16 protein-coding genes are annotated in these 16,667 nt (G+C 57.7%); 13 read left to right on the top strand and 3 right to left on the bottom strand.

Annotated elements, in window-relative coordinates:
* Positions 1–19: 19 nt before the first annotated feature.
* The gene (locus B5F39_RS10255; protein ID WP_087366959.1) at positions 20–1,087 is read left to right on the top strand and encodes an alanine/ornithine racemase family PLP-dependent enzyme; all 1,068 of its coding nucleotides are present in this window, start codon (positions 20–22) and stop codon (positions 1,085–1,087) included.
* A gap of 209 nt (positions 1,088–1,296) precedes the next feature.
* Positions 1,297–1,674: an XRE family transcriptional regulator gene (locus B5F39_RS10260; RefSeq protein WP_087366961.1), complete on the top strand. Its 378-nt coding sequence runs from the start codon at positions 1,297–1,299 to the stop codon at positions 1,672–1,674.
* Between the two features lie 126 nt (positions 1,675–1,800).
* Here B5F39_RS10260 and B5F39_RS10265 read toward each other — a convergent pair whose 3' ends face one another.
* From B5F39_RS10265 to B5F39_RS10275, 3 genes are all read right to left on the bottom strand, one after another.
* Positions 1,801–2,862 carry an alpha/beta hydrolase gene (locus tag B5F39_RS10265; RefSeq protein ID WP_087366964.1) on the bottom strand — a complete coding sequence of 354 codons (1,062 nt, stop codon included), beginning with the start codon at positions 2,860–2,862 and terminating at the stop codon, positions 1,801–1,803.
* Positions 2,863–2,954: 92 nt separating this feature from the next.
* Complete coding sequence (locus B5F39_RS10270) at positions 2,955–3,191, bottom strand: hypothetical protein (protein WP_087366967.1); 237 nt, start codon at positions 3,189–3,191, stop codon at positions 2,955–2,957.
* Between the two features lie 182 nt (positions 3,192–3,373).
* The gene (locus B5F39_RS10275) at positions 3,374–4,435 is read right to left on the bottom strand and encodes an alpha/beta hydrolase (protein ID WP_087366970.1); all 1,062 of its coding nucleotides are present in this window, start codon (positions 4,433–4,435) and stop codon (positions 3,374–3,376) included.
* A 235-nt stretch (positions 4,436–4,670) separates the two neighbouring features.
* Between B5F39_RS10275 and B5F39_RS10280 the strand changes: the two genes are divergently transcribed.
* From B5F39_RS10280 to B5F39_RS10330, 11 genes are all read left to right on the top strand, one after another.
* The gene (locus B5F39_RS10280) at positions 4,671–5,597 is read left to right on the top strand and encodes a LysR family transcriptional regulator (RefSeq protein WP_087366973.1); all 927 of its coding nucleotides are present in this window, start codon (positions 4,671–4,673) and stop codon (positions 5,595–5,597) included.
* Positions 5,584–7,149, top strand: a complete 1,566-nt coding sequence (locus B5F39_RS10285; RefSeq protein WP_087366976.1) for an L-serine ammonia-lyase, iron-sulfur-dependent, subunit alpha — start codon at positions 5,584–5,586, stop codon at positions 7,147–7,149. Before B5F39_RS10280 ends, B5F39_RS10285 begins: the two co-directional genes overlap by 14 nt.
* A gap of 237 nt (positions 7,150–7,386) precedes the next feature.
* A complete protein-coding gene (locus tag B5F39_RS10290) occupies positions 7,387–8,049 on the top strand; it encodes a CatB-related O-acetyltransferase (protein WP_087366979.1) in 663 nt (220 codons plus the stop codon).
* A gap of 204 nt (positions 8,050–8,253) precedes the next feature.
* Positions 8,254–9,375: an extracellular solute-binding protein gene (locus B5F39_RS10295; RefSeq protein WP_239391217.1), complete on the top strand. Its 1,122-nt coding sequence runs from the start codon at positions 8,254–8,256 to the stop codon at positions 9,373–9,375.
* Between the two features lie 70 nt (positions 9,376–9,445).
* The gene (locus B5F39_RS10300) at positions 9,446–10,288 is read left to right on the top strand and encodes an ABC transporter permease subunit (protein ID WP_087366982.1); all 843 of its coding nucleotides are present in this window, start codon (positions 9,446–9,448) and stop codon (positions 10,286–10,288) included.
* 10 nt (positions 10,289–10,298) lie between these two features.
* Positions 10,299–11,099 (top strand): ABC transporter permease subunit, encoded by an 801-nt coding sequence (locus B5F39_RS10305; RefSeq protein WP_087366985.1) that lies wholly within the window; start codon positions 10,299–10,301, stop codon positions 11,097–11,099.
* Positions 11,099–12,109, top strand: a complete 1,011-nt coding sequence (locus tag B5F39_RS10310) for an ABC transporter ATP-binding protein (RefSeq protein WP_087366988.1) — start codon at positions 11,099–11,101, stop codon at positions 12,107–12,109. Before B5F39_RS10305 ends, B5F39_RS10310 begins: the two co-directional genes overlap by 1 nt.
* 4 nt (positions 12,110–12,113) lie before the next feature.
* On the top strand, positions 12,114–13,103 hold the full coding sequence (locus B5F39_RS10315) for a histidinol-phosphatase (protein ID WP_087366991.1): 990 nt from the start codon (positions 12,114–12,116) through the stop codon (positions 13,101–13,103).
* Positions 13,104–13,173: 70 nt separating this feature from the next.
* The gene (locus B5F39_RS10320; RefSeq protein WP_087366995.1) at positions 13,174–14,517 is read left to right on the top strand and encodes an MmgE/PrpD family protein; all 1,344 of its coding nucleotides are present in this window, start codon (positions 13,174–13,176) and stop codon (positions 14,515–14,517) included.
* Positions 14,517–15,704, top strand: a complete 1,188-nt coding sequence (locus B5F39_RS10325; RefSeq protein WP_087366998.1) for a dicarboxylate/amino acid:cation symporter — start codon at positions 14,517–14,519, stop codon at positions 15,702–15,704. The genes B5F39_RS10320 and B5F39_RS10325 overlap by 1 nt, the downstream gene beginning before the upstream one ends.
* Positions 15,705–15,892: 188 nt before the next feature.
* Entirely contained in the window at positions 15,893–16,468 is a 576-nt protein-coding gene (locus tag B5F39_RS10330; RefSeq protein ID WP_087367001.1) for a hypothetical protein, read from the top strand.
* Positions 16,469–16,667 lie beyond the last annotated feature (199 nt).

Genomic DNA, 16,667 nt, shown 5'->3' on the forward strand with positions numbered 1-16,667 from the left:
ATTTTAAGGAGATAGGTATATGTATCCTAAATTAATTATAAATTTAGAAAAAATACAAGAAAATACGGAAATACTTTACGGTAGAACAAAAAAGTGCGGTATAGAGATATATGGAGTGACAAAAGGGTGCTCCGCAGATATTAACGTCGCGCGTAGATTGATAAACGGCGGATGTTCCTGTCTTATGGATAGTCGGATACAAAATCTATATTCTTTGCGAAAAGGCGGCATAAATGTTCCGTTATTTTTGCTACGTATTCCGATGTTGTCAGAACTAAGCGCGTTGTTAGATATAGCGGATGGTACCGTCGTCAGCGCGGAAGAGAGCATCGCGCCGCTTGAAACCATCTGTAGGGCAAGGCAAAAATCGATGAATGTAATCGTCATGGTAGACGTCGGAGACCTAAGAGAAGGAATAAATCCAGAAGATATTCTCCGCGTAGGCACAAGCCTTGCCGCATGCAGATACGTGCACTGTATCGGTATAGGAACGAACGTCGGTTGTTTCGGAGGCATCTTGCCTAGCGCGCAGAATTTGAGCACACTGGTCACTTGCAAAGCGGCCTTGGAGGATTCACTCGGGTATCAAATCGACGTGGTTTCAGGTGGGGCTACATCTTCTCTTGATTTGATATCTCAACATATCATGCCATCTGAAGTTAATAATCTGAGAATAGGAGAAGGGATTTTGCTCGGCACTAACTTGATGGGGTACTCTCGTATTATAGAAGGATTGCATCGAGATGCGTTCATTTTAGAAGCTGAAGTTGTTGAAGTTTACGTTAAACCGAGTAAGCCGTTTGGACGGATAGGTATGAACGCTTTCGGGCAAGCTCCACATTTTGAAGATAAAGGCAGGAGACTGCGCGCCATTATCGCATTGGGAAGGCAGGACGTTAATCCTGATGGGCTGACTCCGATGGATGAAGGCGTTGAAATACTCGGAACGACGAGCGATCACATGGTTCTTGATGTTGAAGGCTGCACCACTGCGCCTGTATATGGACAGAAATTAAGATTCTTGATGAATTACAGCGCTATGCTGATGCTTACAACTTCAAAGTATGTGCATAGAGAGTATGTGTAATTTTAATGATGATATGCGTAAGGAAGGATAATCCGTTATGTAAATTACCGTTTAGAATGCGTCTATGTTTCTAATAACACCGAGCACCTCTTAATTCTTAATATCAGAATAAATTGTTCTTAATTTAAGATTGTATGGTTCTGTGTATTGGGTGCTTTGGCTATGCTATCTAAAGAAATAAATCTTAATAGCATAGACAAGAGGCCGAGATGCTTGGAGAGGAAATACGAAGAATACGAATGCTGAGAGGCATCACACAACGAGACTTAGCAAAAATGGTGAATGTTAAGCCGAATACGATGTCACAATATGAGACTGGAAAAAGCGAAGTTTCATTTCATGTGTTGCGTGAGATTTCTCGTGCATTGAGCTGTTCTACACTAGATCTTGCCTATGAAGAACTTGATATAGAGAAACCGAGCGTATCCTTACACGGTGAAGTTGTAGCTGACGATTCTGGGGAAGATTCTATAATGGGGCGGATGGTTTCAGAAATGTTTGAGTCTCTCGACATCAAACGCAAGTACAAAGTTCTTGATTATATAAGGGAACAGATTATAGTCGCCAATCACTATAAAAGGCCTTAATAGGCTGAAGTATTGCGCGCTCGAGTAAACTTCTAAACAAAATAACTATCCATGCAGTTTTAAAGAGTTGCAATAAAAACGGGAGCTTGATGTGCCGACGCTCCCGTTTCATATTTTGGTGCCAGCTTACTTCCCTAGATACTTCGTAAAGAACTCGGTAATCTTGTCGAACGGGATTATGTCCGTCCTGTCGTAAAGGTCCGTGTGGACCGCGCCGGGGATGATCATGAGTTCTTTGTTGTCCGCGTAGGGATTGTCTTTCACCATGTTCGCGTATGCGTCGCGGCTGAAGTATACGGAGTGAGCCTTTTCGCCGTGGACGACGAGCACGGCGCTGCGTATCTCGTTGCTGTAGCGGAGTATCGGCTGGTTCATGAACGACTCGCAGCCGGTGACGTTCCATCCCTCGTTGGAGTTCAGCGAGCGCGGATGATAGCCGCGCGGCGTTTTATAGTAGTCGTAGTAGTCTTTTACGAAGAAGGGCGCGTCGGCGGGGAGTTTGTCGGGCACGCCTCCGGCGCGCTTATACGTACCGTTCTTGTAGTCCTCGATGCGCTGCGCGTTCATCGCCTGCTTCTTCGCGTAGCGCGCGTCGGCGTTGTCCTCCGCGTCGAAGTAGCCGTTAGCGTTCACGCGCGTCATGTCGTACATCGTCGAGGCGACCGTCGCCTTCACGCGCGTGTCTAGAGCCGCGGCGTTGAGCGCCATGCCGCCCCAGCCGCATATGCCGATGATGCCTATCTTGTCAGGGGCGACGTCGGAGCGAGTGGAGAGATAGTCCACCGCTGCCATGAAATCTTCTGTGTTGATGTCGGGCGAGGCCATGTATCTCGGCTCGCCGCCGCTCTCTCCCGTGAACGACGGGTCGAAGGCTATCGTCAGGAATCCACGCTCCGCCATCGTCTGCGCGTAGAGTCCGGAAGCCTGCTCCTTCACCGCGCCGAACGGCCCGCACACCGCTATCGCCGCGAGTCTGCCCTCCGCGTCCTTCGGCTTGTAAAGGTCCGCCGTGAGCGTGATGCCGTAACGGTTGTGGAAGGTCACCTTGCTGTGCTCTACCTTGTCGCTCTTGGGGAATGTCTTGTCCCATTCGTCCGCGTTCTCGGCCGCGTAAGCAGTTCCCGCCGTGAGCAGAGCCGCGCAGAAAAGCGCCGCCGCCTTTGCCTTAGCCGTGAATGTCTTTTTCATAGTCCGTTCGTCCTCCTGTGTCGTGAAATATAAATTTTTAGCTTTGCGCCGCGTTGCCGACGCGCCGCGAAATCCTGCGTTTTTTCCTGTTTTCAGGCCCCGCGCCTGCGCCTCTCGTAAAGTATGAAATCGAGGCAGTCTATCCGGCGCTGGTCTTCGTGCAGCCGTTCGAGCAGCTCGGCGCGGTGGCGCGAAAGCATCCGGCTCTGCTCTTTCTCTTTGCCCTCTCTGCCGAGCTCGATGAACCGGCGCACGAACTCGCCGCTGCACCCCGCGTCTGCAAGATTGCGCTCCGTCGCCGCCTCGCCCTCTTTTTCAGGATCATTCATGCCCTCACATCCTTTAGCCGAATTATATGAAATGCGCGAGGACGCTTCAAATGCTTATATCAAAAGGGGAATCATGCTTGTCAGGCATGTTTTTGACTGGCATAACAAAACGACGGGGCCGCGCATGCGCGAAGCCCCGCCTATGCCGTGCCGCTTCTTCCTGCACACGCCGGCGTCAGCGTTTATTTTCCGAGATATTTCCCGAAGAACTCGTTCAGCTTGCCGAAGGGTATCAGTCCGACTCTGTCGTAGAGGTCGACGTGGCCTGCACCCTTGACTACGACAAGTTCCTTCGGCTCCGCTGCGCGCTTGTAGGCATCCTCGCTGAACTCGCGCGAGTGGGCCGTGTCTCCTGTGATGAAGAGCAGTGCGCGCGGCGAAATCGTCTCGATGTCCTCGAAGGGATAGAAGTTCATGAATTTCGTGTTGCTCGAGAGCGTCGGGTGAGTCGTCGTCATGGGGTCGACGCCTTCGGGCGTGAACTCTCCGCGCGGCGTGCGATAGTATTCGTAGAATTCGCGCTCTATCGGCGTCGAGTTCTCGTTGAGCTCGTGGACGGTGCCGCTCGTGTAGCGCGTCGCGCCGCCCTCGTACTCGGCCCAGCGCTGGAGCGCGGCCTCTTCTATTATCTGCTTGCGCTGTTCGAGCGTCAGCGCGTTTTTAAGCCCGTGACGGTTCGCGTTGCCCATATTGTACATACTGACGGTTGCGACGGCCTTGATGCGCGGGTCTATCTTTGCAGCGCTTATCGCGAAGCTGCCGCTGCCGCAGATGCCTATCGCGCCGATACGGTTCCTGTCGACGAAGGGCAGCGAGCCGAGATAGTCGACCGCCGCGCTGAAGTCCTCGGCGTACATGTCGGGCAGAACGGCGTTGCGCGGCTGTCCTTCGCTGCCGCCCCAGAAGGAGAGGTCTATCGCAAGCGCAGCGTAGCCGTATTCCGCCATCTTCGTCGCGTAGAGGTTCGCGCTCTGCTCTTTGACCGCGCCCATCGGGTGTCCGACGATTATCGCGGGGAGCTTCGCCCCTTCCTTCGCGTCCTTCGGCGTGAAGAGGCTGCCCGCGACCTTCATCTTATAAAGGTTCGGAAATTCCACAGCGCGCATCTCGACCTTGTCGCTCTTGTAAAAATTGTCCGCGTCCGCAGGAATTTTGACCTCCGCCGCCTGCGCCGTCCCTGCCGAAAGCAGCGCCGCGCAGAAAAGCGCCGCCGCCGTGAGTTTCGCTTTGATTCCTGTTCTCATGTTCGTTTCGTCCTCCTGATTTTTTGATAATTTCGCTGCGTCTGCCGCGCGCGGCCCGCGTTTGCAACATTACTTGGTTTTCCCCGCGATACGCCCCCCTCATAAAGTTTTTGCAGAAATTTGTTACGCTTCTTTACAAGGCCGCATTATAGAAAGCGCTGTATGTTATATCAAATACTTTAAATGAAAACCGATCCATGCTTTTAAAGTATATAATATCCTCGGAGGTGGTTTTATGGAGCTGAGGGTATTGCAGTATTTTCTCGCCATCGCGCGCGAGGAGAGCATAACGAAGGCGGCGGAGTTTCTTCACATAACGCAGCCGACGCTCTCGCGGCAGATACGCGAGCTCGAGGAAGAGCTCGGGCGGCGGCTCTTCGTGCGCGGGAGCCGCAAGATAACTCTGACCGAGGAAGGCATGCTGCTGCGCAAGCGCGCGGAAGAGATAACGGCTCTTCTCGACAAGACGGAGAGCGAGATAATATCGGCCGGCGACGCGGTGAGCGGCGACGTTTTCATTGGATGCGCCGAGACGGAGCAGATGCGCTTCCTGATACGCGCGGCGAAACGTATGCGGGACGACTACCCAGACGTGAATTTCCACCTTTTCAGCGGAAATGAAGAAATCGTAGCGGAGCGGCTCGACAAGGGGCTCGTCGACTTCGCCCTCTTCATCGGGCAGGTGAGCCTCGAAAAATACAATTATCTGACGCTGCCGCGGGAGGACGTATGGGGGCTCGTGATGAGGCGCGACCATCCGCTCGCCGCGAAGGAGAGAGTGAGGCCGGAGGATCTTCCGGGCGTGCCGCTGATATGCTCGCGCCAGATGATCGACAACAACGAGATGTCGGGCTGGCTCGGGCGCGACTTCCGCGAGCTGAACATCGCGGCGACGTACAATCTCGTGTTCAACGCCGCGCTGATGGTGGAGGAAGGCATGGGCGCGGTACTCACGATAGAGGGGCTCTGCGGCACGCACACCGGCGACAGCCTCTGCTTCCGCCCGCTCGAGCCGAGGGTGACGGCGGGACTCGTCTTCGCGTGGAAGAAGTATCAGGTTTTCTCGCGCGCCGCGGAGAAATTTTTGGAATATGTGCAGAAAGCGGCGGAAGAGGAGCGCGCGGCGGAGCACGGAGGAGCTGAGGACAATGGACGGGATTAAAATGCCGGCAAGTATTTTCAACGACGTCATAGGGCCCGTGATGCGCGGGCCGTCGAGTTCGCACACGGCGGCTTCGGCGCGCATCGCGGAGATCGTGCGGATGTCTCTCGGCGGGACACCGCGGCGCGTCACGGTGGATTTCGACGTGAACGGCTCGCTCGCGGCGGTACACGAGGGGCAGGGGACGGACATGGGGCTGGTCTGCGGATTTCTCGGGATGCCGCTGACGGCGGAGGGCGTGGACCGCTGGCGCGAAAACGCGGAAGCCGGCGGGCTGGAGATGATCGTCCGCGAGCTGGACTACGGAGCGGAACATCCGAACACATACCGCATAGAGGCCGAGGGCCGCGACGGGAGCGTGCGCCGCTGGGAAGGCGTATCGACCGGCGGCGGCATGATGGAGATGAGGCGATTCGAGGATTTTCCCGTTTCGATCTGCGGGGATTTTTATGAGGTTCTCGCGCTCTTCGGCGACGGCGGCGCCTCTTCCGTCGGATTTATCCCAGAGCCTGATTTTATGGATATCGCAGAACGCGCCGGGGAAACGCTGCTTTCTGCGAAATTCCATGAAAAGCCCGACGAGGCTGTCCTTCGAGCCGCGCTTGATAAGGCCGGCGCGGAGAGCGTGATTTTCATAGACCCAGTGCTTCCGACTCTTTCGCGCAGGGGCTGCGCCGTGCCCTTCTCGACGGCCGAAGCGATGCTTGCGTGGAACGAAGACAAAAATCTCGAGATGTGGGAGCTTGCGGCGGAGTACGAGGCCGCGCGCGGCGGCACCTCGCGCGATGACGTTTTCGGCAAAATGTCGGCGCTAGTCGAAATCATGGAGCGCGCGCTCGACGGCGGCCTCGCGGGCACGGACTACGCCGACAGGATACTCGGCCCGCAGGCGTATATGATAGACGAGGCGCGCGGGCGCGGCGCGCTGATACCGGGCGACGTGCTGAATTCCGTAATAAAGTCAATAACGGCGATAATGGAGACGAAGAGCTCCATGGGCGTGATAGTCGCCGCTCCGACCGCCGGTTCCTGCGGCTGCCTGCCTGGGACGGTGATAGGCGCTGCGCGCGCCATGGGTATGGGACGCGCCGAAATCACGCGCGCGATACTCGCGGCCGGGCTCGTAGGCATATTCATCGCCGAGGGCGCGACATTCGCCGCCGAGGTCGGCGGCTGCCAGGTGGAGTGCGGCTCGGGATCGGGCATGGCGGCGGCGGGCCTCGTGCAGCTCATGGGCGGAAGCGCGGAACAGTGCGCCGCGGCGGCCTCGATGGCGCTTCAGAATATTACTGGGCTTGCCTGCGACCCTGTGGCGAACCGCGTCGAGGTGCCGTGCCTCGGCAAAAACGTCATGGGCGGCGCGAACGCCATATCCTGCGCGAATATGGCGCTCGCGGGCTACGACAAAGTGATCCCGCTCGACGAGACGATAGCGGCGATGTACGACGTGGGAATGAAGCTCCCAATAGAGCTGCGCTGCACGTACGGCGGCCTCGGCAAAACGCCGTCGTCGCGCAAGATAGCGGAACGCCTCGCGCGCGGCGTTCGCTGACGCAAGACGCGGCGTCCTGCGCGAAATCACCTGGCCGCCGTAAACGGCGGCCTTTTTTCATGCGCCGCGTCGTTTTGCCGGCGCGCGGAAAATATGGTAAAAACATCGCGCGGATATAAAATGCGAGGAAGACGGCGAATTGAGGAAGCTTCGCAGAAAACACGCCGTCGCGCCATGAAGCGGCGGTAAAGTCGCACGTTCAGATAAAAACCCAGAATCGAAGGAGAGATACATAAAATGAACAAAATACCGAGTCCGGACGAAGTTTTCCCGAACGACTACGGGACGACCTGCTTCATCAAGAACGTGATAAAAGCGCCGAACATCATCGTCGGCGACTACACATACTACGATGACGCGAAAGCGCCCGCGGAATTTGAGAAGAACAACGTCCTGTTCAACTATCCTGAGTTCGGCGACAAACTGATAATAGGGAAATTCTGCGGCATCGCGTCGGGCACGAAATTCATCATGGGCGCGGCGAACCACAGGCTGAACAGCGTCTCTGCATACCCGTTCGCGGTCTTCGGCGGCGCGTGGGCCGGCGTCCTGCCGCCGCACCTCGCGCAGATACCGCGCAAGGGCGACACTGTGATAGGAAACGACGTGTGGATAGGGCGCGACAGCGTGATAATGCCGGGCGTGAAGATAGGCGACGGCGCGATAATCGCGGCCTGCTCCGTCGTCGTGAAGGACGTGCCGCCATACTGCCTCGCGGGCGGCAACCCCGCGAAGGTGATAAAAAAGCGCTTCGACGACGAGCTGATAGAGCTTCTGCTCGCCGTCAAATGGTGGGACTTCGGGCCGGAGAAGCTCGCGCGCTTCCTGCCGCTGCTCTGCGATGCGGATCTGGAAAAGGCGCGCGCCGCGCTGAAAGGGGAACTCGGCGCGCAGATTTAGGCAAAAGCTCAGGCTCAGACGGCGGAGGCGCTTTTTTGCGCTTCCGCCGTTTTTTCATGCACGCGCCGCGTTTGTGAAAACGTTTAGGTATGTTGCTCTGGCGTTGCTTTCTTGTTACGTTAGGCAGAAATTCCCTTAACTTTAAATTTTTATAATAAATTTGCTTTGAAGGAGCGAAGAATAAGACATTGGAGGAGATTTGGTTTGAACAAGAAAGTTTTGGGAATCGCCGCGGTAGTGATAATAGCGGCGGCGGCCGCCTTTATGACGATGGGCGGCGGAGAAAACAAGAGCGGCGGCGACGCCGCGCAGAAGGCCGACCTCAACTCGATGACGGCCGAGCAGATACTCGTGAAGGCGAAAGAAGAGGGGCGCGTCGATTCGGTTGGAATGCCGGACTCCTGGGCGAACTGGGTGCAGACGTGGGCCGACCTCAAGGATAAATACGGGATAGAACACACCGACGAGGATATGTCCTCGGCGGAGGAGCTCGCGATATTCGAGGCCGAAAAGGACAACGCGACTAAGGACATCGGCGACGTCGGACAGTCCTTCGGGCCGCTTGCCGAGAGCAAAGGGCTGACGCTCCCCTACAAGACCAGCTACTGGGACGAGATCCCGGCCTGGGCCAAGGACGATAACGGCGACTGGATAGTCGGCTACTACGGCACGATAGCGATAATCACGAACAGAAAGCTCGTGCCGAATCCGCCGAAGTCCTTCGCCGACGTGCTCGAGGGCGACTACCTTGTGACGCCGGGCAACGTCGCGCAGGCGACGCAGGCGCAGAACGCGCTGCTCGCCGCGGCGATAGCGAACGGCGGCTCCGAGACGAACCTCCAGCCGGGCTTCGACTTCTTCCGCAAGCTCGCGGAGCAGGGACGCATAGACAAGGGCGAGCCGAACGTCGCGCGCCTCGAGAAGGGCGAGATAGCCTGCTACTTCATCTGGGACTATAACGCGCTCGGCTACCGCGACCAGTTCAAGGCCAACAACCCCGACGCCGAGTATGACGTCTGCATCCCCGCCGACGGCTCGGTTCAGAGCGGATACGCGACGATAATCAACGCCTACTCGAAACGCCCGCACGCGGCGGCCTTCACGCGCGAGTACATACTCAGCGACGAAGGGCAGATAAACCTCGCGCGCGGCTACGCGACGCCGATACGCAGCAGCGTGGCGCTCCCCGACGACGTGAAGGCGAAGATGCTGCCGAAAGAGCAGTACGCAAAGGCCCGCCCGATACAGGACTTCGCCGCCTGGGAAGAGGCCGTGAAGACCATCGGCACGAAATGGCAGGAAGAGGTAATGGCCTACGCGCAGTAGGGCCGCGTCCCTCGGAGCCCGCTGTTACTTCGCGGGCTCCGTTTTCCTCGTTACGATTGGAGACATCCTTTTGAAAGACAGTAAGAAACTATACCTCGCGGCGCTCGTGCCGTTCGCGCTCATCGCGCTGCTCTTCGAGCTGCTGCCCGTCGCGGCGACGGTCGTCCGCAGCTTCACCGCCGAGGGCGGCGGGCTCACGCTCGGGCACTACGCCGCGGTATTCGGCAAACGGCTCTACCGCACCGCGCTCGTCAACAGCCTCTGGGTCTCGATACTCTCGTCGCTCATCGGCCTCTTCGTCGCCTTCTGGGGCGCGAAGGCCTACAAATCGGCGGGCTCCAAGCTGCGCAATCTTTTCCTGAGCGTGCTCAACATGACCTCGAACTTCTCGGGCATCCCGCTCGCCTTCTCGTACATCATACTCTTCGGCAACGTCGGCGTGATGGTGATGTTCGGCAAGAACCACGGCATAGACGCGCTCGCGTCGTTCAACATCTACAGCATCTGGGGGCTGTTGCTCTGCTACGTGTACTTCCAGATACCGCTCGCGACTCTGCTGCTCATCCCGGCCTTCGACGGCCTTAAGAAAGAGTGGCGCGAGGCCGTCGCGCTCCTCGGCGGCGGCGAAGCCGTCTACTGGTTCAAGGTCGGCCTGCCGAACCTGCTGCCGAGCATACTCGGGACGTTCAGCGTGCTCTTCGCGAACGCGGTCGCGGCCTACGCGACGGCCTACGCTCTGATGCAGAACAACTTCGCGCTGCTGCCGATAAAAATTTCTGAACAGTTCATCGGCGACGTCGTGCAGCGGCGCGAGTTCGGCTCGGCGCTCGCCGTCGTGCTGATGCTGCTCATGACGGCGACGATATGGATAAACGACAAAATCCTCAAGATGAGGACGAAAAAGGCGAAGTGAGGCGCGAGAGATGAAATCGAAAACAGGCGGGAAATTCGCGATAATCGTCATAACAGCCTATCTTCTGCTGCCGCTTTTCCTGACGCTCGTCTATTCGCTCTTCACCGAGTGGATGGACGTTCTGCCCGAGGGCTTCACGCTGCGCTACTACGCGGAGATTTTCGGCGACCGGATATTCTGGGCCTCGCTCGCGCGCACGGTCGTGATTTCTTTCATCCCCGTGGTCATAACGGCGGCGGTGCTGCTTCTCGCGATGTACGCGGTCGCGCTCTATATGCCGGCGCTCGACAAATATCTCCAGATAATATGCACGATCCCCTACGCGATACAGGGCATAATACTTCCGGTAAGCGTGCTCTCGCTCTACGCGGGCGCGCCGTGGCCCTTCTCGAACCGCATAGTGATGCTCGTGCTCACGTACTGCGTCGTCATCCTCCCCTATATGTACCAGGGGATAAAGAACAGTCTCGTCAGCGTGGACGCGCTGCGTCTCGTCGAGGCCGCGGAGATGCTCGGCGCGGACAAGTTCTATGCGTTTTTCAGGATAATCGTCCCCTGTATGCTCTCGGGCGTCGTCATAGCCTCCATGCTCTCGATAGCGCTCATCTTCGGGGACTTCGTTATCGTCAACACGATAGGCGGAAGTTACTACTCGACGGCGCAGATGTATCTTCTGAAGAAGATGTTCATTTCGGGCCAGCTCACGAGCGCCGTGATAATGGTGCTCTTCGTCGTAACGCTGCTTATTTCTGCGGCGGTATTCTGCTTCAAATCGAAGGCGGAAACTTCCGCCGGGGAGGTCAAAAAGTAATGAGTTACATAAAGTTTGAGAACGTGGTCAAAAAATTCGGGGACAACATGGTCTTGAAGGGCATAGACCTCGAGATAGAGCGCGGCGACTTCGTGACGCTCTTGGGCCCCTCGGGCTGCGGCAAGAGCACTCTGCTGCGCTGCCTGTCGGGCCTCGAGGACGTCAGCGGCGGGCGCATCTTCCTCGACGGCAGGGACATCACATACACGGAGCCGAGCAAGCGAGAAATAGGGATGGTCTTCCAGCAGTACAGCCTCTTCCCGAACATGAACGTCTTCGACAACATCGCCTTCGGCCTGCGCATGAAGAAGACGCCGCAGGACGAGATAGCCGCGAAGGTCAGGCGTGCCGTCGAGATGGTCGCGCTCGAAGGACGCGAGAACGCGATGCCCTCCGAGCTCTCCGGCGGGCAGCAGCAGCGCGTCGCGCTCGCGCGCTCGATAGTCACCGAGCCGAAGGTGCTGCTGCTCGACGAGCCTCTTTCCGCGATAGACGCGAAGCTGCGCAAGTCGCTTCAGAAAGAAATCCGCCGCATACAGCGCGACATGGGCATAACGACCGTCTTCGTCACGCACGACCAGGACGAGGCGATGGTCATGTCCGACGTGATACACCTCTTCAACGCGGGGCGCATCGAGCAGTCCGGCACGCCGATACAGATGTACACGAAGCCTGCGAGCACCTTCGCCGCGAGCTTCATCGGGAACTACAATATCCTGTCGAACCGCGCCTTCTCAGAGCTGACCGGCGTCAGCTACTCCGACTCCAACGAAGTCGCCGTGCGTCCCGAGACCGTCGAGCTCTCGCAGGACTTCGCGCCGGTCGACGGGGCCTACCAGTTCGACGGCAAGATAGTCGATCAGACGCCGCGCGGCAACGTGCTTCGCTACCGCATACTCGCGAACGGCCATGAGATACTCTCCGACACGCTCTTCCGAAGCAAGGCGCTCTTCGCGAACGGCGACACGGTCCACATCACGATAATGGACAGAAACTGCATAAGGCTGTAACGCCATGGAAGACATACGCGGCTTCTCCGAAAAGGGGAACTGGTACAAAGGCAACCTGCACAGCCACACGACGAACTCGGACGGGCGCCTCACGCCGTCCGAATCCGTCAGGATGTTCCGCGAGCACGGCTACAGCTTCCTCGCGATAACCGACCACGACCGCTACAGCGACTACCGCGCGGACTTCGACGGCGACGATTTCATAATACTGCCCGGCTACGAGGCATCCGCGGTGCTCTACAAAGATTTCGGCCTCAAAAAGCGGCTCAGGGTCCACCATGTCAACGCGATACTCGGCACGTCGCGCATGGTGCGCGAGGCGCGCGAGCCGCTGCCGGAACATCTCGAGTTCCTGCCGCAGCGCGTCTGCTTCAAGGAGTGGAACGGCGCGGCGGTGCTGCGCGACATGGTGGAGCGGATGCGCGGCATGGGCTTCATCGCGATGTACAACCACCCGATATGGTCGCGCGTCTCCGAATACGAGTTCGCGGGCGAAGAAGGCATATTCGCGCTCGAGATATTCAACTACGACACGGAGAACGAAAGCGGCACCGGCTTCGACACAGTCCACTGGGACACGATGCTGCGCGCGGGGCGGCGCGTCTGGGGAACGGCTACCGACGACAACCACAACGAAGGGCTGTTCGACGACTCCTGCGGCGGCTGGGTCACGGTGCGCGCGCCGGAGCTGACGCACGACGCGATAATAGAAAACCTGCTCGCGGGGAATTTCTACTCCTCGGCTGGGCCTGAGATATACGACTGGGGCGTGCGCGGCGGACGCGCCTTCGTCGAGTGCTCCAAAGTCAACAGGATAAACTTCATCGCTGGCGGCGAAGTCGGCGACGGGACGACCGTCATGGGCGAAGCCCTCGAAGATTCGCTCTCGTGCGGAGAATACAAACTGAAAGGCCGTGAAACCTACGTTCGCGCCGAATGCGTAGACAAATATGGAAGAAAAGCGTGGACGAACCCGATATTTCTGAAAAAGTAGCGCAAGATACTGAAATTCTCGTACAGATGCGCCGCGCCTGCGGCGTCGAAAGGAACCACAAAGAAACACAATGAGTTATTTTACAGAGCAAATCTACGAATTTGGTAAAAATTACATGGGAAAAGAACTTCCGCAGAAAATGGAAGACATCGCGGCGGACCTCTTCGCCGACAGCATGGGGTGTATGAAGGCCGGGCTTTACGAAAGCTCAGCCCGGTCTTTGATTGCATATCTCAACGCGAAAAAAGGGCTGGACATATCAGACCCGGAACGCCTGGCGGAACGTCTCGACGCCGAGGAAAAGGCGCTGTTCTACGGATTCATATCGCACAGCTTCGACTTCGACAACTCTTCAAACATAATAGGACATAATTCGGCTGTGCTCTTTCCTGCGCTCCTGTCGCTTTCGGACGTTACGAAGGTATCGGGGAGAGATTTTATCCGCGCGTATCTGCTCGGTACCGAGGTCAGCTTCAAGATAGCCTCGTTCATGATACCGGGCATGAACTTCCGCGGCTTCCACATTACGCCTGTCTTCGGCGTCATCGGCGCCGCCGCGGCATGCGCGTGGCTGCTGCGGCTCGATGAAGCGCGGTTCGTCAACGCGCTCTCGATAGCGGTATCGCAGTGCTCAGGCCTCATGGCGCAGTTCGGCTCAATGATGAAGTTCTGCCACTGCGGCATCGCGGCAGCGGGCGCGGTGCGCGCCGTCCTCATGGCGCGCGCGGGCGTTACGGGCAAGCCGGACGTGCTCGAGGGCAAAAGCGGATTCTTTCAGGCCTACTATCAGCCCGTATCGGCTGAAACTCTCAGCCTCGGCGAGCCGTGGAACATGCTGAAGGAAAGTTTCCTTATCAAGGCATATCCATGCTGCAGCGCTTCGCACTCGGCGATATGCGGAATGCAGAATTTTTTGAAAGAGACCGGGACCGACCCGCGCGACATAAAATCCGTAAAAGTCTACGTTCCCAGGTACACGACCAACAACCTCATCTACAGCCGCCCGCGCAGCGGGACCGAGGCAAAATTCTCGATGAACTTCGCAGTGGCGAACGTGATGAAGAACTTCGACTACGACTTCGGGGCCTTCGCACCCGAGAACATGGATAGCCCCGTGCTTCGCGACTACATGGACAGGGTCGAAATGACAGTTACGGACAGATATCCCGACTTCGTCGAAGCTGAGCCCTGCGTCCTGAAAATAGAGACGGAGGGCGGAACGTACGAAAAGGAGATACCGTTCGGCCTCGGACGCACGCTCGACTCGCCGCTCAGCCGCGAGCAGCTTCTCAAAAAATTCGTCATGTGTACGAAGGGACGTTTCGCCTCGCCAGAAGAGACGTTCGACAAAATGCACGCAGTCGCCTGCGCGCCCGAGATACGCTTCAACATCTTCAAAGGAGAAATACAGTAATGAAAATGAATCTTTCAGCGCAAATGCTCGCCGCTACCGTGCTTGGAGCCGCGGCGGGACTGATCCTCCAGACTGCCGGCTCGGCTGACGTCGCCCGCACGTTCATCGCGCCTGTAGGGACGCTCTTTCTCAACCTCATGCAGATGATAATAATCCCGCTCATCTTCTGCACTCTAGTCACAGGAGTCTACGAGATAAACGACATCAAAAAATACGGAAGCATCGGGGCAAAGACGCTCGTCGCGTTCTTTGTGATGACGCTCATATCGACGGCCATCGGACTCGGCGTCGGCGAACTCTTCGGCGTAGGCAAAGGCGTCTCCTACGAGGCGGCCGGCGGCGTGACCGTACCCCCCGCTGTCAGCGTCATAAAGACGATAATAAACTTTGTCCCGTCGAACATCTATAAGGCGCTCAGCTCAGGCGACATGGTGGCGATAGTCGTCTTCGGCGTCTTCCTCGGCATAGGCATGATATGCAGCAAGGAGGCGGCGCGTCCGCTCTACGACGTCCTCGCCGCGGGCAAAGCCGCCATATCGAACATAACGTCGTTCATAATGAAGCTCGCGCCCATCGGCATATTCGCGATAGTCACGGAGACGATGGCGGTCAACGGCATCGACATGCTGCTCTCGATGGCGGGGCTGATACTCGCCGTCTACCTCGGCTTCCTGCTCAACAACCTGATAGTCTACGGCGGCTGCGCAGCGATATCGGGGACCGGCGTGGGAAATTTCTATAAAGCGACGTTCGGGGCGCAGGTCTTCGCCTTCACATCTCAGACTTCCGCCGCCGCCATTCCGTTTGAGAATGAGGCGCTAGACAAACTCAAGATATCCGAAACGGTCAAAAGCTTCGTCATACCGCTCGGCAACGCGATGCACAAAAACGGCACGGCGCTGTATCAGTGCGTATTCACCGTATTCCTCGCTAACTACTACGGCATAGAGATAAGCCCCTCGCTCTTCATCTCAGTCATGATCGCCGCGACGGTCTCCGCGATGGGCACCGCGGGCATACCGCAGGGCGGCATGGTCACGCTCGGCATGGTGCTCGCCGCGGCCGGCGTGCCGATGGAGGGCGTCTCGCTGGTCGCCGGCCTCATTGCGATAATAGGCATGGGCAGCACGGCGAACAACGTAGGCGGAGACATGGCCGCGGCGCTCCTCGTGGACAGACGCAGATAGCCTTCACCCCATATCATCTCCTCGATACATAAACGCGGCGCGGTACGTGCGCCGCGTTTATGCTTATACGCACGGCGGCCGGACCGGCGCTCTCCATGCCGCCCGCGCGCGGCTGAATCTTCACATACTCCGCCTCCGATGATAAATTAGAAGCCGCGCAAAAAACGGGCAGTTCGGAGGAAGCGAGTATGGAATTTGAAGTGAGGGCGAACGCGCACAGAAGGAAAAAGGCTCTTTTTGTCGAAGCCGCCTCCGCGTTCATGGCGGGCGCGCTGACGTGGTTCGTCAATCTGGATTTTATGGCGGGGTACTTTGAACGGGAAAAGGCCGCCTATCCGCTATTCGTCGGGCTCATCGCGCTGTTCGCGCTGCTTTTCCTCTGCGGCCTGTACATCGCGGCCCGTCCGCGCATCGTAGTGAAGGGCGGAAACGCCGCGGTCTTTTACCCGATGTTCCGCCGTTCCAGGCGCGCGGCGCTCGCGGAGATAACGCGCCGCGAAGTGCGCGAGCTGCGTTTCGGCGCGGAGGCGCAGGCCTCTGCCGCAGGGGCGGCTGGAGGGATCGCGGGATACGCTTTCGGTAAAGCGCTGTTTTCCGCGCTGGAAGCTCCCGACGGCGGCGTCCGCCAATACACATACTACCGCGGCGGCACGAAGCTGATAACGATCCGCACGAGCGACATGGAAAACGCCGAGCGCTTCGACGCGCTGGTGCGCGCGCACTGCCTCGGGGACGCGGCGGCGCTGAGCTGGCCGAGCGCGTGAAAACGCCGCGCGCCGCGAAAACACAATATAGGTGCCTTAACTTTTACATAACAACAACACCGTCGTTCCGCAAATGTTTTGTGCGGAACCTCCGTCCTAAACACCGGGGCTGAACGAAGCGCTATAGCTGCAAAAGCTGCTGCGTGATATGGTACGGAGGCCCAGCAGAGCCTGCCACGTTTCACCGGGCACAGGAGAT

Source organism: Cloacibacillus sp. An23, from assembly GCF_002159945.1.
Taxonomy (GTDB): Bacteria; Synergistota; Synergistia; order Synergistales; family Synergistaceae; genus Caccocola.